This is a genomic window from Arthrobacter sp. AB6, assembly GCF_031844545.1.
Taxonomy (GTDB): Bacteria; Actinomycetota; Actinomycetes; order Actinomycetales; family Micrococcaceae; genus Arthrobacter.
Genome location: NZ_JAUZVL010000002.1, coordinates 76,929 through 97,364, shown reverse-complemented (window position 1 = coordinate 97,364; position 20,436 = coordinate 76,929). Strand labels below are relative to the sequence as shown.

The following is a 20,436-nucleotide window of genomic DNA, read 5'->3' as shown; positions in this document are numbered from 1 at the left end:
GCGTGACCAGCCTCCTCCAGCGGGTGAAGTCCAACATGGCCATCTTCGCGCACCGCAAGGCCCGCGGCATGCTCGACGGCGAGTACTGCTCGGTGTTCCGCGGCCGCAGCCTGGACTTCGATGACCTCCGTGCCTACGTTCCCGGCGACGAGGTCCGCGACATCGACTGGAAGGCATCGGCGCGGCACGGCTCGCCGCTGGTCAAGCAGTACATGGCGGTCCGCCGGCAGACCGTCATCCTTGTCACGGACACAGGCCGCAACATGGCCGCGGCCGCCTACAGCGGGGAAACCAAGAAGGACATCGCTGTGATGGCGCTGGGGGTCATGGGGTACCTGGCCCACCGGCACGGCGACATGGCGGGACTGGTGTGCGGCGATTCCGGCGGCACAACGTCACTGCCCGCCAAAGGCGGTGAGGCCCACCTGGAACGCCTCCTGCGTCAGGTGGACTCCACGGCAACGCTGGACGCCGCGCCCAGCAGGATCGAAGACCAGCTCCACCATGTGGCGCGCAATGTGAAGGGGCGCAACCTGCTGTTCGTCGTCGCCGACGAAGTCGCAGCCAACCCGGCCTTCGGGCAGTTGCTGCGCCGGCTTCGGGCCCAGCACGAGGTCCTCTGGCTCACGGTCCGCGACGCAGGACTGGCCCCTGGGGACCCGCTCCTTCAGCCGGAGCAGGCCCTGCCTGATTCCTACAGCGTCAGCGGCTCCCACCCCCTGCTTGCGCACCTTGCCCGGGACCCGGCAGTCGCCGCGGCCTATGCCACCGCCGTGGCAGAACGGGACGCCGGGCGCAAGGCCATGCTGCGCCAGGCCGGAATCACGGAAGGCGAAGTGGACGGAACCGGGGGCGTGATGAAGGCCCTGTTCGCCCTCCTCGAAAGGCACCGACGTGCGGGCTGAACCGGAGTTTTACGGACCGCTGGAGTATGCCCCGGTGTGGGGGTGGGCTGGAGTGGGGCTGCTCGTGATGGTTGCCGCCTGGTATACGTTCGTGTTTGCCGCCACCCGCACGCATCGCAGGGTGGAGGCCCGCCAGCGCCCTGCCCGGCTCACGGACCTGGCGGGACTCAAGGCGGCATACCTGCAGAGGATCAATGACGTGGAACGTGACGCCGCCGCGGGAAAACGGAGCGCCCGGGACTCCCACCAGGAAATCAGCCTCCTGCTGCGGAAATTCGTCCGCGATGCCACCGGAGTGGATGCGCCCCGCATGACCCGGGCGGACCTCGCCGAACATCCGCTGCCGGCGGCCGCGTCCGCCGTCGGGCAGCTGTACCCGGCCGAGTTCGGTCCCGAACCCCTTCCCTCCGTCTCAGGCTCCGCGGCCGCGGCACGCAAGGCGGTGCAGGCATGGAACTGATGTTGTGGTGGCTGCTTCCGCTGGCCGCTGTGACAGCCTGCGCTGCCGGATGGGCGGCCCTCCGGCCGGACAGGAACGCCAACGCACGACGCCGGCCGGTGGCCCATGCGGACCGCCTCACCGCACTGCCGGAGTACCAGGCGGCGCTGCGTCGGCACCGCCGCTGGCTGGCCGTGGCCGCGCTCGCATGCGCGTCCCTGCTGGCTTCCACGGCTGTGGCGGCGGCACGGCCCGTCGAGGTGGCCACCGTCCGGCCGGAACAGCACAACCGGGACATCATGCTGTGCCTTGACGTTTCGGGTTCCATGAGCAGCGCAGACGCCGCCGTGGTGGACGTTTTCTCCGAACTGGCCGCCGAATTCGACGGCGAACGCATCGGCCTGACGGTTTTCGACAGCACGGCCGTCCAGGTTTTTCCCCTGACCGACGACTACGGCTACGCCCGCGAACAGCTGCAGCTTGCTCGGGACGCCTTCAACGGGAAGCCCGGCAGTTCCGGCTTCCTGGACGGGACGTGGAGCGGCCGGGGCTCCTCCCTGATCGGCGACGGCCTGGCCTCCTGCCTCACCAGCTTCCCGCGCGGGACGGAGCAGGCAGCAAGCCGGAATCCGGGCACGGGCCAGAACCTTGGCCAACAGCCGCGCTCGCGGTCAGTGGTCCTGGCTACGGACAATTTCCTCTCCGGGGACCCCATCATGACCCTTGGGGAAGCGGCCGCCCTCGCCAAAGACAGGGCAGTCAGGGTATATGCACTGAACCCGGGCGACCTTGACTACGGCCCGGGGCCGGACCAGCCGGGGGAGCAGCTGCGGGCTGCGGCGGAATCCACGGGCGGCGCTTATTACTCCCTGGACAACCCCGAGGCAGTGCCGGGCGTCGTGCGGGGCGTCGAGGAAACAGAAAAGTCGGCTCTTCAGGGCGCCCCGCGGGCAGTGGTTTCGGAAGAACCGGGCCTGCCGCTCGCCGCGGCCCTCCTCTCCGGGCTGGTCCTCGCCGTCGCCACCTGGCGGTTGCGGCCATGACCCTGCAACCGGTCCTTTCCTGGTGGCTGATGCTTCCCGTCATCGTGGCGGCCCTCGCGTTCCTGGGATGGCGGCTTTACCGGGCAGCGGGGACTGCCGAGCGGACGGGTGCGCAGCCAAGGGCGGGAGTCAATGTCCGCGCCTGGATGCGCCGAAGCGCACTGGTGCTGCTCCTCCTCGGCGCGGCGCTGCGTCCCGGGCTGCCGGGCGGCACGGTCCAAGCAGCCGCCGCCGACCTCAACGTGTTTTTTGTGGTGGACACCACCACCAGCATGGTCGCGGAAGACTACGGCAACGCCGGACCCAGGATGGGGGGAGTGCGGCGGGACATCGCGGCCATCGCCGAAGAACTGCCCGGAGCCCGCTTCTCCGTCATCACCTTCGACACCAAAGCGCATGTCCGGATGCCGCTGACCACCGACACCCTGGCGCTGGAAACCATCATCTCCGTGCTGGAGCCGCAGGTCACCGCCTATGCCAAGGGAACCAGCATCACCGCCGCCCGGAAGGTGCTGGCCGAACGCCTCGCCGCAGCCCGGCAGAGCCACCCTGAGCGTCCCCGGCTTGTCTACTACCTGGGCGACGGCGAGCACACCAGCGCGAAGGAACCGGAAGCCCTGGACCTGGAGGATGGCCTGGTGGCCGGGGGAGCAGTGCTGGGCTACGGCACAGCCGGCGGCGGAAGGATGCGGGAAAACACCGGGCGGGAAAGCACCGGGCAGGACCACCCCGGAAATTCCACGGGAGGGGAGGCCGCCCCCTACGTCCAGGACAGTACCGGCAGAGCCGGCGGGGAGGCGCAGCCTGGGGATGCGGTGTCCAGGATTGATGAAGCCCGGCTGCGGCAGATCGCCGGGCAGTTGGGCGTTCCGTATGTGCACCGGTCGTCCGGCGACCCCGTTGCGCCGATGATGCAGGATGCCCGCCCCGCGGTGCTCGACTCCAGGGGAACGCTCGAACACCCGGCCAGTGACGGATCCCTGGCGGGGCGGACCGAGCTGTACTGGATCCTCGCGGCCGGTGCCTTCGTGCTGGGGTTGGCGGAAGCCATCGTGATTATTCGCCGGCTGCGTGAACTGCGGCCGCTTGCACCGTCCATGGCTGGCAGGCGCTCGCAGGATAGAAGGGCGGAGGCCCGGTGACTCCCCTTGAGCGGAACGCGGGCAGCAGCCCGGCACGGCGGCGGCGCCTCCTCGCGTGGTCTGCCTTACCGGTGGTCCTGGTCCTGTGCATCGCCGCCAAGCTGCTCAGCCTTGGAGTGCTGGGAGGCCGGGCGGCCGGCGCCTTCGAAGCTGCCGATGCAGCATCCCTCCGGGCCGCCGCGGAAGCACTCCAGCCGGCAAACATCATCGAACCCCACAAGGCGCACTTCGCCGCCGGGGATGCCCATGTCCTTGACGGCAATTTCGCCGCGGCGCGCCTCCGCTTCGAGGAGGCGCTGGGCGCTGTCCCGCCGGCCCGGTCCGAATCCCCCGATGCCTGCGTCATCAGGGTGAACCTGGTCCTGGCCATCGAGCGCCTCGGTGACGAAAAGCTGCAGGCAGGAGAACCGGTGCCGGCTGCCGGTTTGTTCGAGGAGGCACTCGCAGCCGCGGAAGCAACGCCGGACGGGTGCTTTTCCGGGGGACTGCCAGGGGGGGACGGGTGACCGGCTGGCCGGAGCTGAAGCACGCCTGCAGGAAAAACTCTCGGCACCCGGCAGCAGCCCGGCCCCGGAAGCAGGGCCGGCGGAGGACGCGCCCGGTGAGCACGGCCGGGATTTGCCGCTGCAGAGCCAGCTGCAGCAGTTGGAGGACAGCGCCCGGCAGGGCCAGCGCGAACGCAACAGCGGCCGCGAACGGGAGGAATACCTGGAGGACACCGGGTATGCTCCCGGCCCGGAGCGCCCCTGGTAGCGGCTGCGCACGAAGAAAATTCCGTAGAGAACCAGAAGAAGGCGTAAAACTGCGTCTTAATTCGGAGACCAACTTGAATGCTTCCCCTGCCGCTCATAGAGTCTTATACAAGTTACCCCGGTAACGTGTCAGCGATCCTCCGTGTGGAGGGTGTGGGTGCCCCCATGTGGGCCTGACATTTGCTCACGGACAACTTCATTTCAGGGCGTACCAGCCGCGGCTGCGTCCTCGTGGAGTCCTTCCGTGTTCCCCAAACTCAAATTCATTGCCGGCCGTCGTCGCTTTTTCCGACAGCAGCCGTCAATGGCCCAAAGCCAAGGACGCAAATGTCGCCACCAAGCCTTATTGAAACGCACCCGAATCTATCAGACGCCGCACCTGTGGCGCTTTCCTACGAGCTGTTCCCGCCACGTTCGCCGGCAGCCGCGGAAACCCTCTGGACCACCATCCGGGAACTGGAAACCACCGCACCGGACTACGTTTCCGTCACTTACGGCGCCAGCGGCTCCAACCGGGACACCGCCGTCGAGCTCATCAACCGCCTGCTCCTGGAAACCACGCTCCGGCCCCTGGCCCACCTGACCTGCGTGGGCAACACGCCCCAGGAACTTGCGGGAATCATCGGCGAACTGCTGGACACGGGCGTGCGTGGCATCCTTGCCCTCCGCGGCGACCTGCCCAAGGACGGCGGCGAACCGGCCGAGGGATCGCTACGCTATGCACAGGACCTGATCGAGCTCATCCGCCGGGTTGAACAGCGCCGGTCCGCCCTGCTCTGTGCAGGCAAGATCGCCGTGGGTGTCGCTGCCTACCCCACCCGGCACCCGGAGTCACCGAGCGAAGCGCACGACGTCGAGGTGCTGCTCGCCAAGCAGCGGTCCGGCGCGGACTTCGCCATCACGCAGGTCTTCTTCCACACGGAGCAGTACGCCGACCTCCTGACGCGGGCACGCCGGGCAGGGGTCACCATCCCGATCATTCCCGGTGTCATGCCGCTCACCAGCCTTCGGCGCCTGAAGCGGCTCGGCGAGCTGACAGGCGTGGAGCCGGCTCCCGAACTGCTGGACCGGATGGCCGCGGCGGACAGCGACCTGGAGCGCATGCGGATTGGTGTCAGTGCCACCGTTGACCTTGCCAACGCGGCACTGGATGCCGGAGCGCCGGGCATCCATCTCTACACCTTCAATGAACACCAAAGCGCCCTGGACGTGCTGGACAAGCTGGCCCTCCCGCGGCGCACCCGTTCCAGCCGCCGCGATGCCGTGGCCGGCCAGCTCGCCAGCTGAGCCCGCCAAAGCCCAACGTCTTTTAGCTGAACGCTTTTTAGCCCAACACCTTTTTGCGGACGCCCGCCAACGGCCTGTCCGCACTCATTGCAACTCCCCAGGAGATTCCCATGACTGAAATCAACAACGCCACCACGCCCTTTCCCGCTGCTTCCCTGCTGGGGTACCCCCGCATCGGCCGCCGCCGCGAGCTCAAGAAAGCCATCGAGGCCTACTGGGCCGGCAAGATCGACGCCGCCGCCCTGGACAACGCCGCCAAGGACATCCAACTGGCCATCGCCAAGCGCCTGCAGGAACTCGGCCTGACGGAAGCGGCAGCCGTGCCGGGCACCTTCTCCTACTACGACCAGGTCCTGGACGCCACCGCCCACCTCGGTGCCGTGCCTGCCCGCTTCGGCAAGCTCCTCAACGCCGAGGGACAGCTGGACATCGACGGCTACTTCACCCTGGCCCGCGGCAACAAGGACCAGCAGCCGCTGGAAATGACCAAGTGGTTCGACACCAACTACCACTACCTGGTGCCGGAAATCGGCCCGGAGACCGGGTTCAGCCTGGCCTCCACCGCGAAGGTTGACGAGTTCGCCTTCGCCCTGGCCAACGGCATCGAAACCCGCCCGTACATCGTTGGCCCGGTCACGTACCTGCTGCTGTCCAAGGCTTCCGACGGCGCCCCGGCCGGTTTCGCGCCGCTGTCCCGCCTCGAGGACATCCTGCCCGTCTACGTCCAGCTGCTCGAGAAGCTCGCCGCCGCCGGCGCCAGCTGGGTCCAGCTGGACGAACCCGCACTCGTGGTTGACCAGGACACCCCGGCCGTCGAAATCGAAGCAGCCGTGGCCCGCGCCTACGAGGTCCTCACCGCTGCAGCCGACCGCCCGCAGATCCTCGTCTCCACCCCGTACGGTTCACTCGACGGCCAGCTTGGCACCCTCGCCGCCACCAACATCGAGGCCCTGCACATTGACGTCTTCAAGGGCGCCGTCCCCTCCGCCGCGGCACTCGCCGGACTGGGCAGCAAGACCCTGGTTGCCGGCGTCGTTGACGGCCACAACATCTGGCGCAACGACCTCGCCGCTTCGGCCGCCAAGCTGGACGCACTGAAGGCTGCTGCAGGCAGGGTCACCGTCTCCACCTCCACGTCCACGCAGCACGTGCCGCATGACGTTGCCGAGGAGGCGCAGCTCTCCGAACAGCTGCGCAGCTGGCTGGCGTTCTCCGACCAGAAGGCAGTTGAGGTCAGGACCCTCGCGTCCTACCTGGCCGACCCCGCTTCCGCGAAGGCCGCCATTGACGAAGCCACAGCAGTGATTGCTTCCCGCGCCACCGCCGCAGGCGTCCGCCGCACGGACGTCCGTGCCCGCACCGAGGCGCTCACCGCCGCTGACTTCAGCCGCTCGGAGTACCCGGTCCGCGAGGCCGCCCAGGAACAGGCGCTGCACCTGCCGCCGCTGCCCACCACCACCATCGGCTCCTTCCCGCAGACCTCGGAGATCCGTTCGGCCCGGGCCCGCAACAACAAGGGCGACCTCACCAACGAGCAGTACGAACAGCTCATGAAAGATGAGATCAAGCGGGTCGTTGAACTCCAGGAAGAGCTGGGCTATGACGTCCTGGTGCACGGCGAGCCGGAGCGCAACGACATGGTGCAGTACTTCGCCGAGAACCTTGAGGGCTTCGACGTCACGGTCCACGGCTGGGTCCAGTCCTACGGCTCCCGCTGCACCCGGCCGTCCATCCTTTGGGGCGACGTCACCCGCAGCGCGCCCATCACGGTCGAGTGGGCCAAGTACGCACAGTCCCTGACCAGCAAGCCGATGAAGGGCATGCTCACCGGCCCGGTCACCATCCTGGCCTGGTCCTTCGTCCGCGACGACCAGCCGCTGCGCGAAACCGCCAACCAGGTTGGCCTGGCCCTGCGCGACGAAATCGCCGACCTCGAAGCCGCCGGCATCAAGGTCATCCAGGTGGACGAGCCCGCGCTGCGCGAGCTCCTGCCGCTGCGCAAAGCTGACCACGAGGACTACCTGAAGTGGTCCGTGGACTCCTTCCGCCTGGCAACGGCCGGTGCCGCCGACGCCACCCAGATCCACACCCACCTCTGCTACTCGGAGTTCGGCGTGATCATCGACGCGATCGACGGCCTCGATGCGGACGTGACGTCCATCGAGGCAGCCCGCTCACGCATGGAGGTTGTCCACGACCTCGAGTCCCACGGCTTCGGCCGCGGCGTTGGCCCGGGCGTCTATGACATCCACTCGCCGCGCGTGCCGGGTGAGGGTGAAGTCACCGAACTGCTGGCCACCGCCGTCAAGCACGTTCCGTCCCGCCAGCTCTGGGTCAACCCGGACTGCGGACTGAAGACCCGGGGCTACGCCGAGACCGAAGAGTCCCTGCGCAACCTGGTCAAGGCAACCCAGGCAGTCCGCGCCGGCCTGCTGGAGTCAGCGAAGTAAGTACATAAAGAACGACGTCGGCTGGTCACTTCAGGTGACCTGCCGACGTCGTTCTTTTGTTTGGCCGAGCCCGCCGAAACCTAGGATTCCCACACGATTTCGTCGTCCACGACGCCGTCTTCGTCCGCGGAGGCCACCAGCACCTCGTCGGTGAAATGCTCGCCCAGGGTGAAGTCCAGGACGAAGTAGCGCTCGGGCTGTCCGGGGTAGATGCCCACGTGGCCGAGCTTCAGGGCCTTCAGGAACACCTCGTTGGTGAGCTGGCTGCGGTCCGATATGCCGAAGACCTTCTGCAGGTGCTCGTCCTTGAGGGCGTTGCAGTGGAAGTGCAGGTACTCCTGCGGGCTGGTGCCTTCCTGTTCCAGTTCTTCCGCGATCATGTCCCGGACCTCGTCCACGAGCTCGGGCAGGAACCGCAGGCGGTAGTCCACCTTGTGCAGTGCGGCCTCGTCGAAGTGGTCGTGGGCGGTCACGTTCAGGTCGAGCTCCAGCGGATGGCCGCGAAGTTCGTGCTTCGCGGCGATGAAGTGATCCCTGCCGTGGTTGAGCTCAATCTCTCCAAAGTGCCGGCTCGCTACCTTGCTCATAGTTTCAACATAGACCCGAACAGCGGTGCATTCCAGCGTTCGGGCCTAATTCACCGCGGTGCGCATCCCGGCGAGCGTCTCGGCCAGCAGGTCGACGAACAGCTGGACCCGGGCGGTCTTCCGCTCGTTGATCAGGAGCGCAAAGACGTTCCGGGCCAGCCGGATTTCAGGGACGTCCAGGACCACCACGCCCGCCGGCTTGTTGCGCAGGGCAAGCTCCGGCACCAAAGCCGCGCCCAGCCCCGCGGCCGCCATCTCCAGGCTCGCGTGGAAATCGTCACTGTGCGCCACCACCCGCGGATGCAAATTGCAGCCGGCGAACAGGCGCTCAATCACCATGGCGTCGCTGGTGCCCGGGTGGTGCATGATCCACGGCATCTCGGAGAGATGGTCAGCGGCTACCTTGGCATCGGACCGGAAGCCCCAGCCGGCGGGCAGCACCACCCGGAAGTCGTCGTCGCCGATCCATTGCCGGTTGATGGTGTTCGGCCACGCAAAACCGGTCTGGCCCACCTGGAACACAACGGCGAGGTCCAGGTCGCCGCCGGTGCGCAGACCCTGGATGGTCTGCCCGGGTTCAGCCACGGACACTTTCAGGTCGATGCCCAGGTTCTTCCAGGACGGGTTCTTAAGGATGCGTGGCAGGACGTACGTGGCGAGGCTGGGAAAGATCCCCAGCCTGAGTTCCTGGCTGGCCGAATCCTGCGTCCTTGAGGCAGCGGCCATCAGGGCTTCGATGTCCGTGAGGACCTTGGCGGCGTGCCGGGTCATGACGACGGCGGCTTCCGTGGGCACCACGCGCCGTGCCGAACGCTGGAACAGGACGACGCCGGTGTCGCGTTCCAGGGCGGACATCTGCTGGGAGACGGCCGAGGCCGTGTAGCCAAGTGTTGCCGCTGCGGCTGCGAATGAACCGAGCCGGGTGACCTCCAGGAGGGTCTTCAGGTGTACCGGGTTTACCACCCGCCCACAGTACTCCGCCGGCCGCCGCCGAAAAAACTGCCGCCCATCCCACCCATCCGCCGGGCACGTGGTGCCGAATTGCCATCTGGATACCCAGCCAAGCGGCAAATGTTCAGCAGAGGAGCATGCATTGTCACCTAACCCAGCAGTAAGCGGAGGCGGGCGACGGCGGGTGGCCGTCATTGGCAGCGGCGTGGCCGGCCTGACCGCCGCCTACGTCCTCAACAGGGAGGACGACGTCACGCTGTTCGAAGCGGATTCACGGCTGGGAGGGCACGCGCACACGCATGACCTGCCGCAGCCGGACGGGCCCACCATCGGCGTCGATACCGGCTTCATTGTGCACAATGAACGGACGTACCCCACTCTGCTGCGGCTGTTCGCCGAACTGGGGGTGGAGACGCAGGATTCCGAGATGAGCATGTCCATCCGGTGCGACGGCTGCGGCCTGGAGTACGCCGGAGCCCGCGAGGGCGGACGCGGCATCATCGCCCGCCCCTCCAGCCTCCTGCGGGGCCGGTACCTGCGGATGCTGTTCGAGGTCACCCGCTTCTACCGGAAGGCCCGGGCCCTGCTGGAGACCACACCCGTTTCCGCGGCCAACGCGGACCTGGCAGCAGAGCCGACCCTTGGCGAGTTCCTGGAACGCGAAAACTTCAGTCCCTACTTCATCTCCCACTTCATGACCCCGGTGGTCAGTGCGGTGTGGTCCTGCGATCCCACCACCGCGCTTGCCTACCCGGCACGGTACCTCTTCACGTTCCTGGGCCATCACGGCATGCTGGGCGTCAAAGGCTCGCCGCAGTGGCGGACCGTCAGCGGCGGCTCGGCCAGGTACGTCGAGAAACTCGCTGCCGCCCTCGCGGATGTCCGGCTCAATACGCCGGTGATTGCCGTCCGGCGCCATGCACTCGGCGTCGAGCTGGTGACGGAGCATGGCGTGGAGGACTTCGAGGCGGTTGTCGTTGCCACCCACCCTGCGCAGGCACTGGGATTCCTGGCCGATGCCACGCCCGCCGAAAAGCAGGCGCTGGGCGGGATGCCGTACTCCGTGAACCAGACAGTGTTCCACCGGGACCCGGCCGTCCTGCCCGCCTCGGACAATGCCAAGGCCTCCTGGAACTACCGCCTTCCCTCCTGCGAAGCCCGGCCGGACAAGGTCCTGGTCAGCTACGACCTCACCCGGCTGCAGCGGCTCAGCCCGGCTGACGGCATGCCCTACCTGGTAAGCCTGGGGGAGTCGGAGCTGATAGCGGATGGCCGGGTCCTCGAGCGGATGGTGTACGAGCACCCGCAGTACACCCCCGAGTCGCTGCAGGCCCAGCAGGCAATCGCGGGCCTCAGTGACAACCGGATCGCGTACGCCGGTGCCTACCTCGGCTGGGGCTTCCATGAGGACGGCGCGCTTTCCGGCGTGCGGGCCGCCGAGGCGCTGGGCCGTTCCTGGCCCGTTGCCCAGGCTGCCGATCTGCCCGGCTCCCGCGACGGCGGGGAACGGGAGCTGCTGTCCGCGGCGGAATCCGCATGACCGCAGCCCCAGCCATCTACCGCACGTCCATCTCGCACGTGCGGCGCACACCGCTGAAGAACGCGTTCACGTACCGCAACTACAGCTGGTTCGTGGATGTGGACCAGCTCCCGCGGCTACCGTTCCTGCTCCGGCCGCTGGCCGTGTTCAAGGCCCGTGACCATCTCGGGGATCCGCATGCCAGCATCCGCAGCAACGTGGAGCGCTACTTGCGCACCCAGGGCATAGAGCCCGACGGCGGCACCATCCACATGCTGACCAGCGCCAGGGTTTTCGGCTACGTTTTCAACCCCCTGACGCTGTTCTGGTGCTACCGGACCAGCGGTGAGCTTCAGTGCGTGGTGGCCGAGGTCCACAACACCTACGGGGAGCGCCACTGCTACCTGCTGCGGACGGACGCGGCCGGGCGGGCAGCCGTGCCCAAGGCGTTCTATGTCTCACCCTTCAACGACGTAAGCGGGCAGTACCGGATGAAGCTGCCCGCGCCGGGGGAGCGGCTGGCGGTGTCCATCGTGCTGGAACGGGAGGGGCACCGGCCCTTCGTGGCCAGCATGGACGGCACCCGCCGGCCCGCCACCCTCCGGAACATCCTTGCCGCCGCCCTTGCGGTGCCCGCGGCGCCGCTGCTGGTTTCCGCGCTCATCAGGGTGCAGGGCATTACACTCTGGGCAAGACGCCTGCCTGTCGTCGCCCGGCCACACCACCCCTCACAGGAGGCAGTTCAATGACAATGACGGACGACAACCAAGCAACTGCGGCCTATGTCGGAGGCAAGGCAGCAGGCACAGCCACCGATAGGGCTGGACTCATGGCAGCAGGCGACGCTGCCGGCAAGGCCCCCGCGCACTCTCCCGCAGCCTGGACCGCGGCCGGCGTGCCGGCGTCGCCCGCCACCATCGATCCGGACCTGTGGCCGGAAGTGGCCCAGCCGCCGTCGGGCGCCAAGGCTGCCGTGGCCGGCAAAGCCGCCGGCCTCCTGTTCAAGGGAGCCGTGAAGCGGCTGCCGCTGCGGGTGGAGTACCCGGACGGCACCGTGCTGGGCACCGGCGGTCCGGACGCGCCGGTCATGACCGTGGTGCGGCCGGTGGCGTTCGAAGCGAGGATCGGCGACAACGGCCTGATCGGGCTGGGTGAATCCTTTATGGCCGGGGACTGGGAAGCCAGCGACCTGGCGGGCGTGCTCGAGGTGTTCGCGGCGTCGGTGGACACGCTCATTCCCGCTCCGCTGCAGAAGCTGCGTTCGCTGTACCTGCCGCGCACGCCCCGCCAGGAGCGGAACGCCGAGCAGAATACGCGCAGCAACATCTCGCGGCACTACGACCTGTCCAACGACCTGTTCTCCAACTTCCTGGACACCACCATGAGCTACTCGGCGGCACTGTTTCCGTCCGACGCCGGGCCGCTCGCCTCGGTTGGCTGGGAGGCGCTGGCCGAGGCCCAGCAGGCAAAGATCGACAGGCTGCTGGACAAGGCCGGCGTCGGAGCCGGGACCAGGCTCCTGGAAATCGGCACCGGCTGGGGTGAACTGGCGCTCCGGGCAGCGGCCCGCGGCGCCACCGTCTACAGCGTCACCCTGTCCAGCGAGCAGCAGGCGCTGGCGCAGGAGCGGATCGCGGCGGCCGGCTACGCGGACAGCGTGACCGTGGCCCTCCAGGATTACCGGGCTGTGGAGGGCGAGTACGACGCCGTTGTGTCCGTGGAAATGATCGAAGCGGTGGGCTTCGAGTACTGGCCAATCTATTTCCAGACCATCGACCGGGTGCTGGCCCCCGGCGGCAAGGTGGCCATCCAGGCAATCACCATGCCGCACGGGCGCATGTTGGCAACCCGGAACGCGTACACGTGGGTGCACAAGTACATCTTCCCGGGCGGGTTCCTGCCCTCCGTGCGCGCCATCGAGGGCGTGACGCAGCTGCACACCTCGCTGCGCGTGCGGGAGCGGATGGGCATGGGGGACCACTACGCCGCTACCCTGCGGTTGTGGGAGGAACGGTTCCTGGAGCGGTCCCGCGAGGTGGGCGAGCTGGGCTTCGACGCCGTGTTCCAGCGGATGTGGCTGTTCTACCTCTGCTACTCGCGGGCGGGATTCCAGTCCGGCTACCTGGACGTGCAGCAGATCGTGCTGGACCGCCGGGAGGCGCTGCTCTAGCGCTTCATGCAAAAGGCGGCGGCCGTCGTCGTGCGTTTCATCACCAGGAGGGGTTCCGAAGGTCACTTCGGGACCCCTCTCCTGTACCCCGGACCCTTCCCGAGACCCTACGGCGGCAGCCGCGACACGCCGTCTTTTCAGCGACACGCTGAGGGTTAAATGTGGCTAAGTACTCCACAGGGTGTGGATTCAGTCCACGAATTTGGCGGGATTCCGGACATTTTGAAGGACCTTGCCTGTGGATTAACGGTGCATTAAATGACATACTTGTAATACATCATCTTGGGGTTCCGAAGAGGCGTCTGCACTAGATGTAGTATCTACATACAGCTTGGGCGGGAACACCGGACGAGCAAGTTTTTCCAGAAAAGGGGACAGGAATCATGACCGTAACGGTTTACACCAAGCCTGCTTGTGTTCAGTGCAACGCCACCTACCGGGCTCTCGACAAAAAGGGCATCACCTACCAGAGCGTTGACATCTCCCAGGACGCGGAGGCCCTCGAGCGCCTGAAGGCGCTGGGCTACATGCAGGCACCCGTTGTGGTCACGGACCAGGACCACTGGTCAGGCTTCCGCCCGGACAAGATCGAGGAACTGGCCCTCTCCGCCGTTTCCTCCGTGGCCTAAGGGCCCGTCCCTGCCGGCAACCAACAACCAGCCGAGGTGACTCTTACGGCAGCACCAGCAATCCAGGATTTCCACGCGGCTCAGCGCGTGGAATCGCCCGGGCCGGTCCCGTCCGTTGTTACGGAGAGCCAGCTTATCTATTTCTCCTCGGCGTCGGAGAACACCAGCCGCTTTGTCTCGAAGCTTGGCCGCGACGCGGCCCGGATTCCGCTCCTTGCGAAGGATGCACCCCTGCTCGCCACCCGGCCGTACGTGCTGGTGGTGCCCACCTACGGCGGCACCGGGGGAGAAGGCTCCGTTCCCAAGCAGGTCATCCGGTTCCTGAACCACCCGCAGAACAGGCAACTGCTGCGCGGGGTCATCGGTGCCGGCAACACAAACTTCGGGGACAACTACTGCATGGCGGGGGACATCATCGCCGCCAAATGCCAGATACCCCACCTCTATAGATTCGAACTTATGGGAACGCCGGAAGACGTCACCCGGGTCAACCAAGGATTGGATACGTTTTGGACACGACTGTCGCAGACACAGAAGTAACCAGGGCCCAGAAGCCCGAGATGCCCGCCGCCTACAAGGGCCTGGGCTACCACGAGCTGAACGCCATGCTGAACCTGTACGGTCCCAGCGGCGAGATCCAGTTCGAGGCTGACCGCGAGGCCGCCCACCAGTACTTCCTGCAGCACGTTAACAACAACACCGTGTTCTTCCACGACCTGGAAGAGAAGCTCGACTACCTGGTGAAGAACCAGTACTACGAGCGCGAGACGCTGGACCAGTACACGATGAACTTCATCCGTGAGCTGTTCAACCGTGCCTACAAGAAGAAGTTCCGCTTCGAGACGTTCCTGGGCGCCTTCAAGTTCTACACGTCCTACACGCTGAAGACGTTTGACGGCAAGCGCTTCCTGGAGCGCTACGAGGACCGCGTCTGCATGGTGGCCCTGCACCTGGCCCGCGGCAACGAGCAGCTTGCCCTCCAGATGGTGGACGAGATCATCGAGGGCCGCTTCCAGCCGGCCACCCCCACGTTCCTGAACGCCGGCAAGAAGCAGCGCGGCGAGCTGGTCTCCTGCTTCCTGCTCCGCATCGAAGACAACATGGAGTCGATCGGACGGTCCATCAACTCCGCGCTGCAGCTCTCCAAGCGCGGCGGCGGCGTGGCATTCGCGCTGACCAACATCCGCGAAGTCGGCGCCCCGATCAAGCAGATCGAGAACCAGTCCTCCGGCGTCATCCCCGTGATGAAGCTCCTCGAAGACAGCTTCTCCTACGCCAACCAGCTCGGTGCCCGCCAGGGTGCGGGAGCTGTGTACCTGCACGCGCACCACCCGGACATCTACCGCTTCCTGGACACCAAGCGCGAGAACGCGGACGAGAAGATCCGCATCAAGACCCTCTCCCTCGGCGTCGTCATCCCGGACATCACGTTCGAGCTGGCCAAGCGGGACGAGGACATGTACCTGTTCTCCCCGTACGACGTGGAGCGCGTCTACGGCATGCCGTTCTCCGACGTCTCGGTCACCGAGAAGTACTACGAGATGGTGGACGACTCCCGGATCAAGAAGACCAAGATCAAGGCCCGCGAGTTCTTCCAGACCCTCGCCGAGATCCAGTTCGAGTCCGGCTACCCGTACATCATGTTCGAGGACACCGTGAACCGGGAGAACCCGATTGACGGCAAGATCATCATGTCCAACCTGTGCTCTGAGATCCTCCAGGTTTCCCAGCCCACCACGTACAACGATGACCTGTCCTACGCGGACACCGGCAAGGACATTTCCTGCAACCTGGGCTCGCTGAACATTGCCAAGACCATGGACTCGCCGGACTTCGGCCTGACCATCGAGACGGCCATCCGCTCGCTCTCGGCCGTGTCCGACATGTCCAACATCACCTCGGTGCCGTCCATCGCCAAGGGCAACGACCAGAGCCACGCCATCGGCCTGGGCCAGATGAACCTGCACGGCTACCTTGCCCGGGAACGGGTCCACTACGGTTCCGAAGAGGGCCTGGACTTCACCAACATCTACTTCTACTCGGTGGTGTACCACGCCATCCGCGCCTCCAACCTGCTGGCCATCGAGACCGGCCAGACGTTCGGCGGCTTCGAGAAGTCCAAGTACGCCTCCGGCGAGTTCTTCGACAAGTACACGGAGCAGGAATGGGTGCCGCAGACCGAGAAGGTGGCGGAGCTGTTCAAGAACGTCCACATCCCCACCCAGGCTGACTGGCTGGCGCTGAAGGCTTCGGTCATGGAGCACGGCATCTACAACCAGAACCTGCAGGCTGTTCCGCCCACGGGCTCGATCTCCTACATCAACAACTCCACCTCCTCGATCCACCCGGTGGCGTCCAAGATCGAGATCCGCAAGGAAGGCAAGCTGGGCCGCGTGTACTACCCGGCGCCGTACCTGACGAACGACAACCTGGAGTACTACCAGGACGCGTACGAGATCGGCTACGAGAAGGTCATCGACACCTACGCCGCCGCCACCCAGCACGTGGACCAGGGCCTGTCGCTGACGCTGTTCTTCAAGGACACCGCCACCACGCGCGACATCAACAAGGCCCAGATCTACGCCTGGAAAAAGGGCATCAAGACCATCTACTACATCCGTCTCCGCCAGCTCGCGCTGGAAGGGACTGAGGTTGAGGGCTGCGTCAGCTGCATGCTTTAATCTTCAACTAAACGTGCCAGTACGACGGCGGGTGCCCGCCCGCCGTCGTACGCTTTAACTTAGAGAAAACCACCCAACGCATAGGGGATGACATGACCGAGAAGGTCAAGCTGCTTAGCCACGTCGAGGCCATCAACTGGAACCGCATCCAGGACGACAAGGACGTCGACGTCTGGAACCGCCTGGTCAACAACTTCTGGCTGCCGGAGAAGGTGCCGCTGTCCAACGACGTCCAGTCCTGGAACACGCTGACGCCTGCCGAGCAGCAGCTCACCATGCGCGTCTTCACCGGACTGACCCTGCTGGACACCATCCAGGGCACGGTTGGCGCCGTTTCCCTGATTCCGGATGCGCTGACCCCGCACGAGGAGGCCGTGTACACCAACATCGCGTTCATGGAGTCCGTGCACGCCAAGAGCTACTCCTCCATCTTCTCCACGCTGGCCTCCACCAAGGAGATCGACGAGGCTTTCCGCTGGTCCACCGAGAACGAGAACCTTCAGAAGAAGGCGCAGATCGTCATGGACTACTACCAGGGCGATGATCCCCTGAAGCGCAAGGTTGCCTCCACGCTGCTGGAGAGCTTCCTGTTCTACTCGGGCTTCTACCTGCCCATGTACTGGTCCTCACGCGCCAAGCTGACGAACACGGCTGACCTGATCCGCCTGATCATCCGTGACGAGGCCGTGCACGGCTACTACATCGGCTACAAGTTCCAGAAGGGCCTGGAGAGGGTTTCCGAGGAGAAGCGCCAGGAAATCAAGGACTACACGTTCGAGCTGCTGTTCGAGCTGTACGAGAACGAAGTCCAGTACACGCACGACCTCTACGACGGCGTCGGCCTGGCCGAGGACGTCAAGAAGTTCCTGCACTACAACGCCAACAAGGCCCTGATGAACCTGGGCTACGAGGCGATGTTCCCGGCGTCCGTCACCGACGTGAACCCGGCAATCCTTTCGGCCCTGTCCCCGAACGCTGACGAGAACCACGACTTCTTCAGTGGCTCCGGCTCTTCGTATGTCATCGGCAAGGCTGTCAATACTGAAGACGAGGACTGGGACTTCTAGTCTCGCTCGTTTCGCATGGGGCAGATGTATATCTGGTGCTAGCGGATGTACATTTGTTTCATGTCGACCATCAATATCACTGAGGCGCGATCACACTTGCCCGAGCTCATCGAAAAGGCCGAGTCGGAGCCTGTGTTCATTGAGCGTCGCGGACATCGGGCAGCAGTTTTGGTATCGCCAGAGCGTTATGAGCAGATGCTTGATGCCTTGGAAGAAGTCGAGGACGTTGCGGCATTCGATGCAGCGATGGCGGAAGAAGGCGAGAACATTCCCTGGGTACAGGTGAAGGCGGATCTGGGCTGGGCATGAGCCCCTACCGGATTGAGCTAAGACCTGCGGCCATCCGCGCACTAAAGAAAATTCATTCCGAGGACAAAGAACGCATTCAAGGTGCCATCGCGCTCCTCGGCCAAGACCCGCGGCCGCCCAAAGCAATTGCCTTGAGCGGCCGTCCGGGTTATCGGGTCCGTGTTGGTGACTACCGGATCATCTATACGATCGAGGATGACGTTTTGCTCGTTGTGGTTGTGACCGTAGGGCACCGCCGCGACGTCTATAACAAGTAGGGAACCCGTCCAATCTCCCGCCGGTCAAGACACAATTGACCGCTGTCGGTTTACCCGTTCGACGCCCCGGATGATGAGTTCCCCGGCTACTCCCAACCCAATAAGGGCCAACAGGTTTCCATTCCGCATGGAACTTCCAGCGATGTAGCTGTTCTGGGCTGCTTGAACCACCGCAATATCGTTCAAGTACCACCCGTTGACAACACTCTGCTGGGGTGCTCCCTTGGTCTCGCCCGCGTTTAGTTCATTCGTGACGGCAGCCTCGGTAAGGTCCGCTCTCCAGTCTGACGGATTGCTGCCGCTATGAATCGCAGGGTTGTTGACGATCCACGTGATGATCAGCATGCCGGGGGACAAGTCACGCGGTTTCATTGCGTTTGATATCGCTCCCGGTGCCGCCACTGTCATGATCTCGGATCCGCTGCTGCAGGAGGCGGCGCGGATCCAGATTCCGTAGAAGCCGAGGTAGAAAACCGAGGGCCGTGTGCCGCGCGCAGTCTGTGCAGCGTGGCGCACGGAGTCCCACCGGATCATGCGGGACACTGATGACGTCGCGGCGGGGGAGCTTTCCTTCGGTCTGCGCGGCAGATCGAACAGCAGAAGAAGTGCCCCAGGCACAGCCTGTGGCTAAGAGGGGACAGCACAATGGCCGAGATTGAAGACGTGACACTGGAGACGCAGCTCGATGATGGTGAGGCCAACGCAGACATCGCGAAGGCGGTCAGTGCCCGTCACTCGATCGCCCGCAAGTACGTCATGAGGATTCGGCGCCGGCGTCCGGAGGCGACGCCAGCGGAAGTTATCAAGTTGTTGGAGCGCCACTACAGCACATCGATCACCGCTGCAGGGGCTGCTATCGCTGCTGGGTCCATCGCCGCTGAGGTGGGAATTTCCTTGATTCCGGGTGGCGGAGTCGCGGCCGCCGGTCTCAAGACCGCCGGCAAGCAGGCCGCGAAGAAGACTGTTCAGGTAACGGCGAAGGAGGCGGCCAAGGTAGCCGCGAAGAACATGGCCATGGGTGCTGCGAAAAACGGGGCCCAGCGGGTGGCCGCGTTTCTCCCTGCCGGTGACCAGCAGCTTCAATTCGAGATTACGGCAGTTTTTGGGCTAGCCCTCGCCGACGTACATGGGATGAACCTCGACCAAGACCAGGCTCATGCTCTGGTTTACGGGCTCACCAATGACTCCGTTAGCCAGCAGCAAATCGCGACCATGGCCAAGGACGTCGCGGAAACGTCTCCCGATGGAGTGGTGGGCGTTGGTCACAAATTCGCCGCCGCCAGCGGTGACTGGTCGCACTGGGCAACGACGCTGGCAGACACGCTGCCGAGCGGAGCCGCGCAAAGTCTCGTCAGGACCATGCAGACGGGCCAGCTGGATACCGTGCGGGAAACCCTGAGCGGAAAGCAGCAGTCCGCGATCGAATACGGAGTTGGCGCGCTGACGGGAGGAGTCAGCCGGTTCGTTTTCGGCCGCGATGTGGTGGAAGCGGCCCGGGCTGCATTCCCTGAGGCTCCGGAGGAGTTCCCGGCACATCTGGCTCTGCAGGAGAAGTCGAAGGCTGATGCCGATGACGGGGAGGTGGAGCAGAACCGTGCACTCGCCGCTCTGGAGGATGCTGCGAAGTCCACGGGGATGTGGATTTCCGGGACGGCAAGCACGGTTGGAGAAGGAGTTGCAACCGGTGCCACCGCCGTGGGGTCAGGGGTAGCAAGCGCCGCCGCTGCGGTGTCCCGCCCCTTCCGTGCCGTGGACGTTGACGGCGACGGTATCCCCGACGAGCCGCAGGCCCTCGCCGCGGTCAAGGGCCTTGGCGGTGCCCTGGCCGGTGCCACCGGCGCAGCGAGCGGAAGGGTTGCTGGTTTGTTCAAGTCCCGGAAGCGAGACACGGCTGATGCGCCGGAGAAGGCGCCTGAGGAATGAAATCAGACGCCTACAGCGCAGAACTGGCCGCTGCCATGGAGGCTGGCTTTATAAGAAACCGCAATACGGGCGAGCACTGCCACAGCCTTGCCGATGCGTATATGGCCTCTCTGGCCGAGAGTTCCCTACCTGAGGAAGTAGAGGAGCGCGAGGAGTACGACCGCCTGGTCGCGTGGTCCCTGGAGAAGAGAGACGTGTCGCCGGGAGAAGTCGTGAGGACGTTCAACTACATCCGGGTTAAAGCGGTTCGGGTAGCCATGAAAGTCGCCCAAAGGCGCGGAGACGTGGGCCAGCACGAGTTCCTTTGAGCAACACACCGAGGGGC

The 20,436-nt window shown here is 65.3% G+C and carries 22 protein-coding genes; 20 read left to right on the top strand and 2 right to left on the bottom strand.

Annotated elements, in window-relative coordinates:
* Positions 1-2: 2 nt before the first annotated feature.
* The 8 genes from Q9R30_RS01845 (at position 3) to metE (ending at position 8,018) form a co-directional block, all read left to right on the top strand.
* Positions 3-905: a DUF58 domain-containing protein gene (locus tag Q9R30_RS01845; protein ID WP_311216606.1), complete on the top strand. Its 903-nt coding sequence runs from the start codon at positions 3-5 to the stop codon at positions 903-905.
* Positions 895-1,365: a hypothetical protein gene (locus Q9R30_RS01840; RefSeq protein WP_311216605.1), complete on the top strand. Its 471-nt coding sequence runs from the start codon at positions 895-897 to the stop codon at positions 1,363-1,365. The genes Q9R30_RS01845 and Q9R30_RS01840 overlap by 11 nt, the downstream gene beginning before the upstream one ends.
* Complete coding sequence (locus tag Q9R30_RS01835; protein ID WP_311216604.1) at positions 1,356-2,387, top strand: VWA domain-containing protein; 1,032 nt, start codon at positions 1,356-1,358, stop codon at positions 2,385-2,387. The genes Q9R30_RS01840 and Q9R30_RS01835 overlap by 10 nt, the downstream gene beginning before the upstream one ends.
* Positions 2,384-3,529, top strand: coding sequence for a VWA domain-containing protein (locus Q9R30_RS01830; protein ID WP_311216603.1), 1,146 nt, complete (start codon positions 2,384-2,386; stop codon positions 3,527-3,529). Before Q9R30_RS01835 ends, Q9R30_RS01830 begins: the two co-directional genes overlap by 4 nt.
* Entirely contained in the window at positions 3,526-4,035 is a 510-nt protein-coding gene (locus Q9R30_RS01825) for a hypothetical protein (RefSeq protein WP_311216602.1), read from the top strand. Before Q9R30_RS01830 ends, Q9R30_RS01825 begins: the two co-directional genes overlap by 4 nt.
* Before the next feature lie 112 nt (positions 4,036-4,147).
* A complete protein-coding gene (locus Q9R30_RS01820) occupies positions 4,148-4,282 on the top strand; it encodes a hypothetical protein (protein ID WP_311216601.1) in 135 nt (44 codons plus the stop codon).
* A gap of 326 nt (positions 4,283-4,608) precedes the next feature.
* Complete coding sequence (locus Q9R30_RS01815) at positions 4,609-5,568, top strand: methylenetetrahydrofolate reductase (protein ID WP_311216600.1); 960 nt, start codon at positions 4,609-4,611, stop codon at positions 5,566-5,568.
* A 110-nt stretch (positions 5,569-5,678) separates the two neighbouring features.
* Positions 5,679-8,018, top strand: coding sequence for a 5-methyltetrahydropteroyltriglutamate--homocysteine S-methyltransferase (metE, locus tag Q9R30_RS01810; protein ID WP_311216599.1), 2,340 nt, complete (start codon positions 5,679-5,681; stop codon positions 8,016-8,018).
* Between the two features lie 80 nt (positions 8,019-8,098).
* Here the strand turns inward: metE and Q9R30_RS01805 are convergent, their stop codons facing one another.
* Together Q9R30_RS01805 and Q9R30_RS01800 are read right to left on the bottom strand one after the other, a co-directional pair.
* Positions 8,099-8,605 (bottom strand): DUF2004 domain-containing protein, encoded by a 507-nt coding sequence (locus Q9R30_RS01805; protein ID WP_104998188.1) that lies wholly within the window; start codon positions 8,603-8,605, stop codon positions 8,099-8,101.
* Positions 8,606-8,650: 45 nt separating this feature from the next.
* Positions 8,651-9,568 (bottom strand): LysR family transcriptional regulator, encoded by a 918-nt coding sequence (locus Q9R30_RS01800; RefSeq protein WP_104998187.1) that lies wholly within the window; start codon positions 9,566-9,568, stop codon positions 8,651-8,653.
* A gap of 130 nt (positions 9,569-9,698) precedes the next feature.
* Between Q9R30_RS01800 and Q9R30_RS01795 the strand changes: the two genes are divergently transcribed.
* The 12 genes from Q9R30_RS01795 to Q9R30_RS01740 all read left to right on the top strand — a co-directional run bounded on the left by Q9R30_RS01795 (position 9,699) and on the right by Q9R30_RS01740 (position 20,419).
* On the top strand, positions 9,699-11,096 hold the full coding sequence (locus tag Q9R30_RS01795; RefSeq protein ID WP_311216598.1) for an FAD-dependent oxidoreductase: 1,398 nt from the start codon (positions 9,699-9,701) through the stop codon (positions 11,094-11,096).
* A complete protein-coding gene (locus Q9R30_RS01790; protein ID WP_311216597.1) occupies positions 11,093-11,824 on the top strand; it encodes a DUF1365 domain-containing protein in 732 nt (243 codons plus the stop codon). Before Q9R30_RS01795 ends, Q9R30_RS01790 begins: the two co-directional genes overlap by 4 nt.
* Positions 11,821-13,245, top strand: coding sequence for a class I SAM-dependent methyltransferase (locus Q9R30_RS01785; RefSeq protein ID WP_199775239.1), 1,425 nt, complete (start codon positions 11,821-11,823; stop codon positions 13,243-13,245). The genes Q9R30_RS01790 and Q9R30_RS01785 overlap by 4 nt, the downstream gene beginning before the upstream one ends.
* Positions 13,246-13,628: 383 nt before the next feature.
* Positions 13,629-13,874: a glutaredoxin-like protein NrdH gene (nrdH, locus tag Q9R30_RS01780; protein ID WP_013601222.1), complete on the top strand. Its 246-nt coding sequence runs from the start codon at positions 13,629-13,631 to the stop codon at positions 13,872-13,874.
* 87 nt (positions 13,875-13,961) lie between these two features.
* A complete protein-coding gene (nrdI, locus tag Q9R30_RS01775; RefSeq protein ID WP_311216683.1) occupies positions 13,962-14,414 on the top strand; it encodes a class Ib ribonucleoside-diphosphate reductase assembly flavoprotein NrdI in 453 nt (150 codons plus the stop codon).
* A gap of 20 nt (positions 14,415-14,434) precedes the next feature.
* A complete protein-coding gene (nrdE, locus tag Q9R30_RS01770) occupies positions 14,435-16,555 on the top strand; it encodes a class 1b ribonucleoside-diphosphate reductase subunit alpha (RefSeq protein WP_311216682.1) in 2,121 nt (706 codons plus the stop codon).
* A gap of 92 nt (positions 16,556-16,647) precedes the next feature.
* Entirely contained in the window at positions 16,648-17,622 is a 975-nt protein-coding gene (gene nrdF, locus Q9R30_RS01765) for a class 1b ribonucleoside-diphosphate reductase subunit beta (RefSeq protein WP_056079660.1), read from the top strand.
* A 60-nt stretch (positions 17,623-17,682) separates the two neighbouring features.
* On the top strand, positions 17,683-17,931 hold the full coding sequence (locus Q9R30_RS01760; RefSeq protein ID WP_311216596.1) for a type II toxin-antitoxin system Phd/YefM family antitoxin: 249 nt from the start codon (positions 17,683-17,685) through the stop codon (positions 17,929-17,931).
* The gene (locus Q9R30_RS01755; RefSeq protein WP_311216595.1) at positions 17,928-18,188 is read left to right on the top strand and encodes a type II toxin-antitoxin system RelE/ParE family toxin; all 261 of its coding nucleotides are present in this window, start codon (positions 17,928-17,930) and stop codon (positions 18,186-18,188) included. Before Q9R30_RS01760 ends, Q9R30_RS01755 begins: the two co-directional genes overlap by 4 nt.
* Before the next feature lie 334 nt (positions 18,189-18,522).
* Positions 18,523-18,645: a hypothetical protein gene (locus Q9R30_RS01750; RefSeq protein ID WP_311216594.1), complete on the top strand. Its 123-nt coding sequence runs from the start codon at positions 18,523-18,525 to the stop codon at positions 18,643-18,645.
* A gap of 188 nt (positions 18,646-18,833) precedes the next feature.
* On the top strand, positions 18,834-20,111 hold the full coding sequence (locus Q9R30_RS01745) for a hypothetical protein (protein ID WP_311216593.1): 1,278 nt from the start codon (positions 18,834-18,836) through the stop codon (positions 20,109-20,111).
* A complete protein-coding gene (locus Q9R30_RS01740; RefSeq protein ID WP_311216592.1) occupies positions 20,108-20,419 on the top strand; it encodes a hypothetical protein in 312 nt (103 codons plus the stop codon). The genes Q9R30_RS01745 and Q9R30_RS01740 overlap by 4 nt, the downstream gene beginning before the upstream one ends.
* Positions 20,420-20,436 lie beyond the last annotated feature (17 nt).

Coding starts and splice junctions, on each gene's coding strand:
- Q9R30_RS01835 (WP_311216604.1), top strand. CDS start 1,356: ATGGAACTGATGTTGTGGTGGCTGCTTCCGCTGGCCGCTGTGACAGCC.
- Q9R30_RS01830 (WP_311216603.1), top strand. CDS start 2,384: ATGACCCTGCAACCGGTCCTTTCCTGGTGGCTGATGCTTCCCGTCATC.
- Q9R30_RS01815 (WP_311216600.1), top strand. CDS start 4,609: ATGTCGCCACCAAGCCTTATTGAAACGCACCCGAATCTATCAGACGCC.
- metE (WP_311216599.1), top strand. CDS start 5,679: ATGACTGAAATCAACAACGCCACCACGCCCTTTCCCGCTGCTTCCCTG.
- Q9R30_RS01805 (WP_104998188.1), bottom strand. CDS start 8,605: ATGAGCAAGGTAGCGAGCCGGCACTTTGGAGAGATTGAGCTCAACCAC.
- Q9R30_RS01790 (WP_311216597.1), top strand. CDS start 11,093: ATGACCGCAGCCCCAGCCATCTACCGCACGTCCATCTCGCACGTGCGG.
- Q9R30_RS01785 (WP_199775239.1), top strand. CDS start 11,821: ATGACAATGACGGACGACAACCAAGCAACTGCGGCCTATGTCGGAGGC.
- nrdH (WP_013601222.1), top strand. CDS start 13,629: ATGACCGTAACGGTTTACACCAAGCCTGCTTGTGTTCAGTGCAACGCC.
- nrdE (WP_311216682.1), top strand. CDS start 14,435: ATGCCCGCCGCCTACAAGGGCCTGGGCTACCACGAGCTGAACGCCATG.
- nrdF (WP_056079660.1), top strand. CDS start 16,648: ATGACCGAGAAGGTCAAGCTGCTTAGCCACGTCGAGGCCATCAACTGG.
- Q9R30_RS01760 (WP_311216596.1), top strand. CDS start 17,683: ATGTCGACCATCAATATCACTGAGGCGCGATCACACTTGCCCGAGCTC.
- Q9R30_RS01755 (WP_311216595.1), top strand. CDS start 17,928: ATGAGCCCCTACCGGATTGAGCTAAGACCTGCGGCCATCCGCGCACTA.
- Q9R30_RS01750 (WP_311216594.1), top strand. CDS start 18,523: ATGATCAGCATGCCGGGGGACAAGTCACGCGGTTTCATTGCGTTTGAT.
- Q9R30_RS01745 (WP_311216593.1), top strand. CDS start 18,834: ATGGCCGAGATTGAAGACGTGACACTGGAGACGCAGCTCGATGATGGT.
- Q9R30_RS01740 (WP_311216592.1), top strand. CDS start 20,108: ATGAAATCAGACGCCTACAGCGCAGAACTGGCCGCTGCCATGGAGGCT.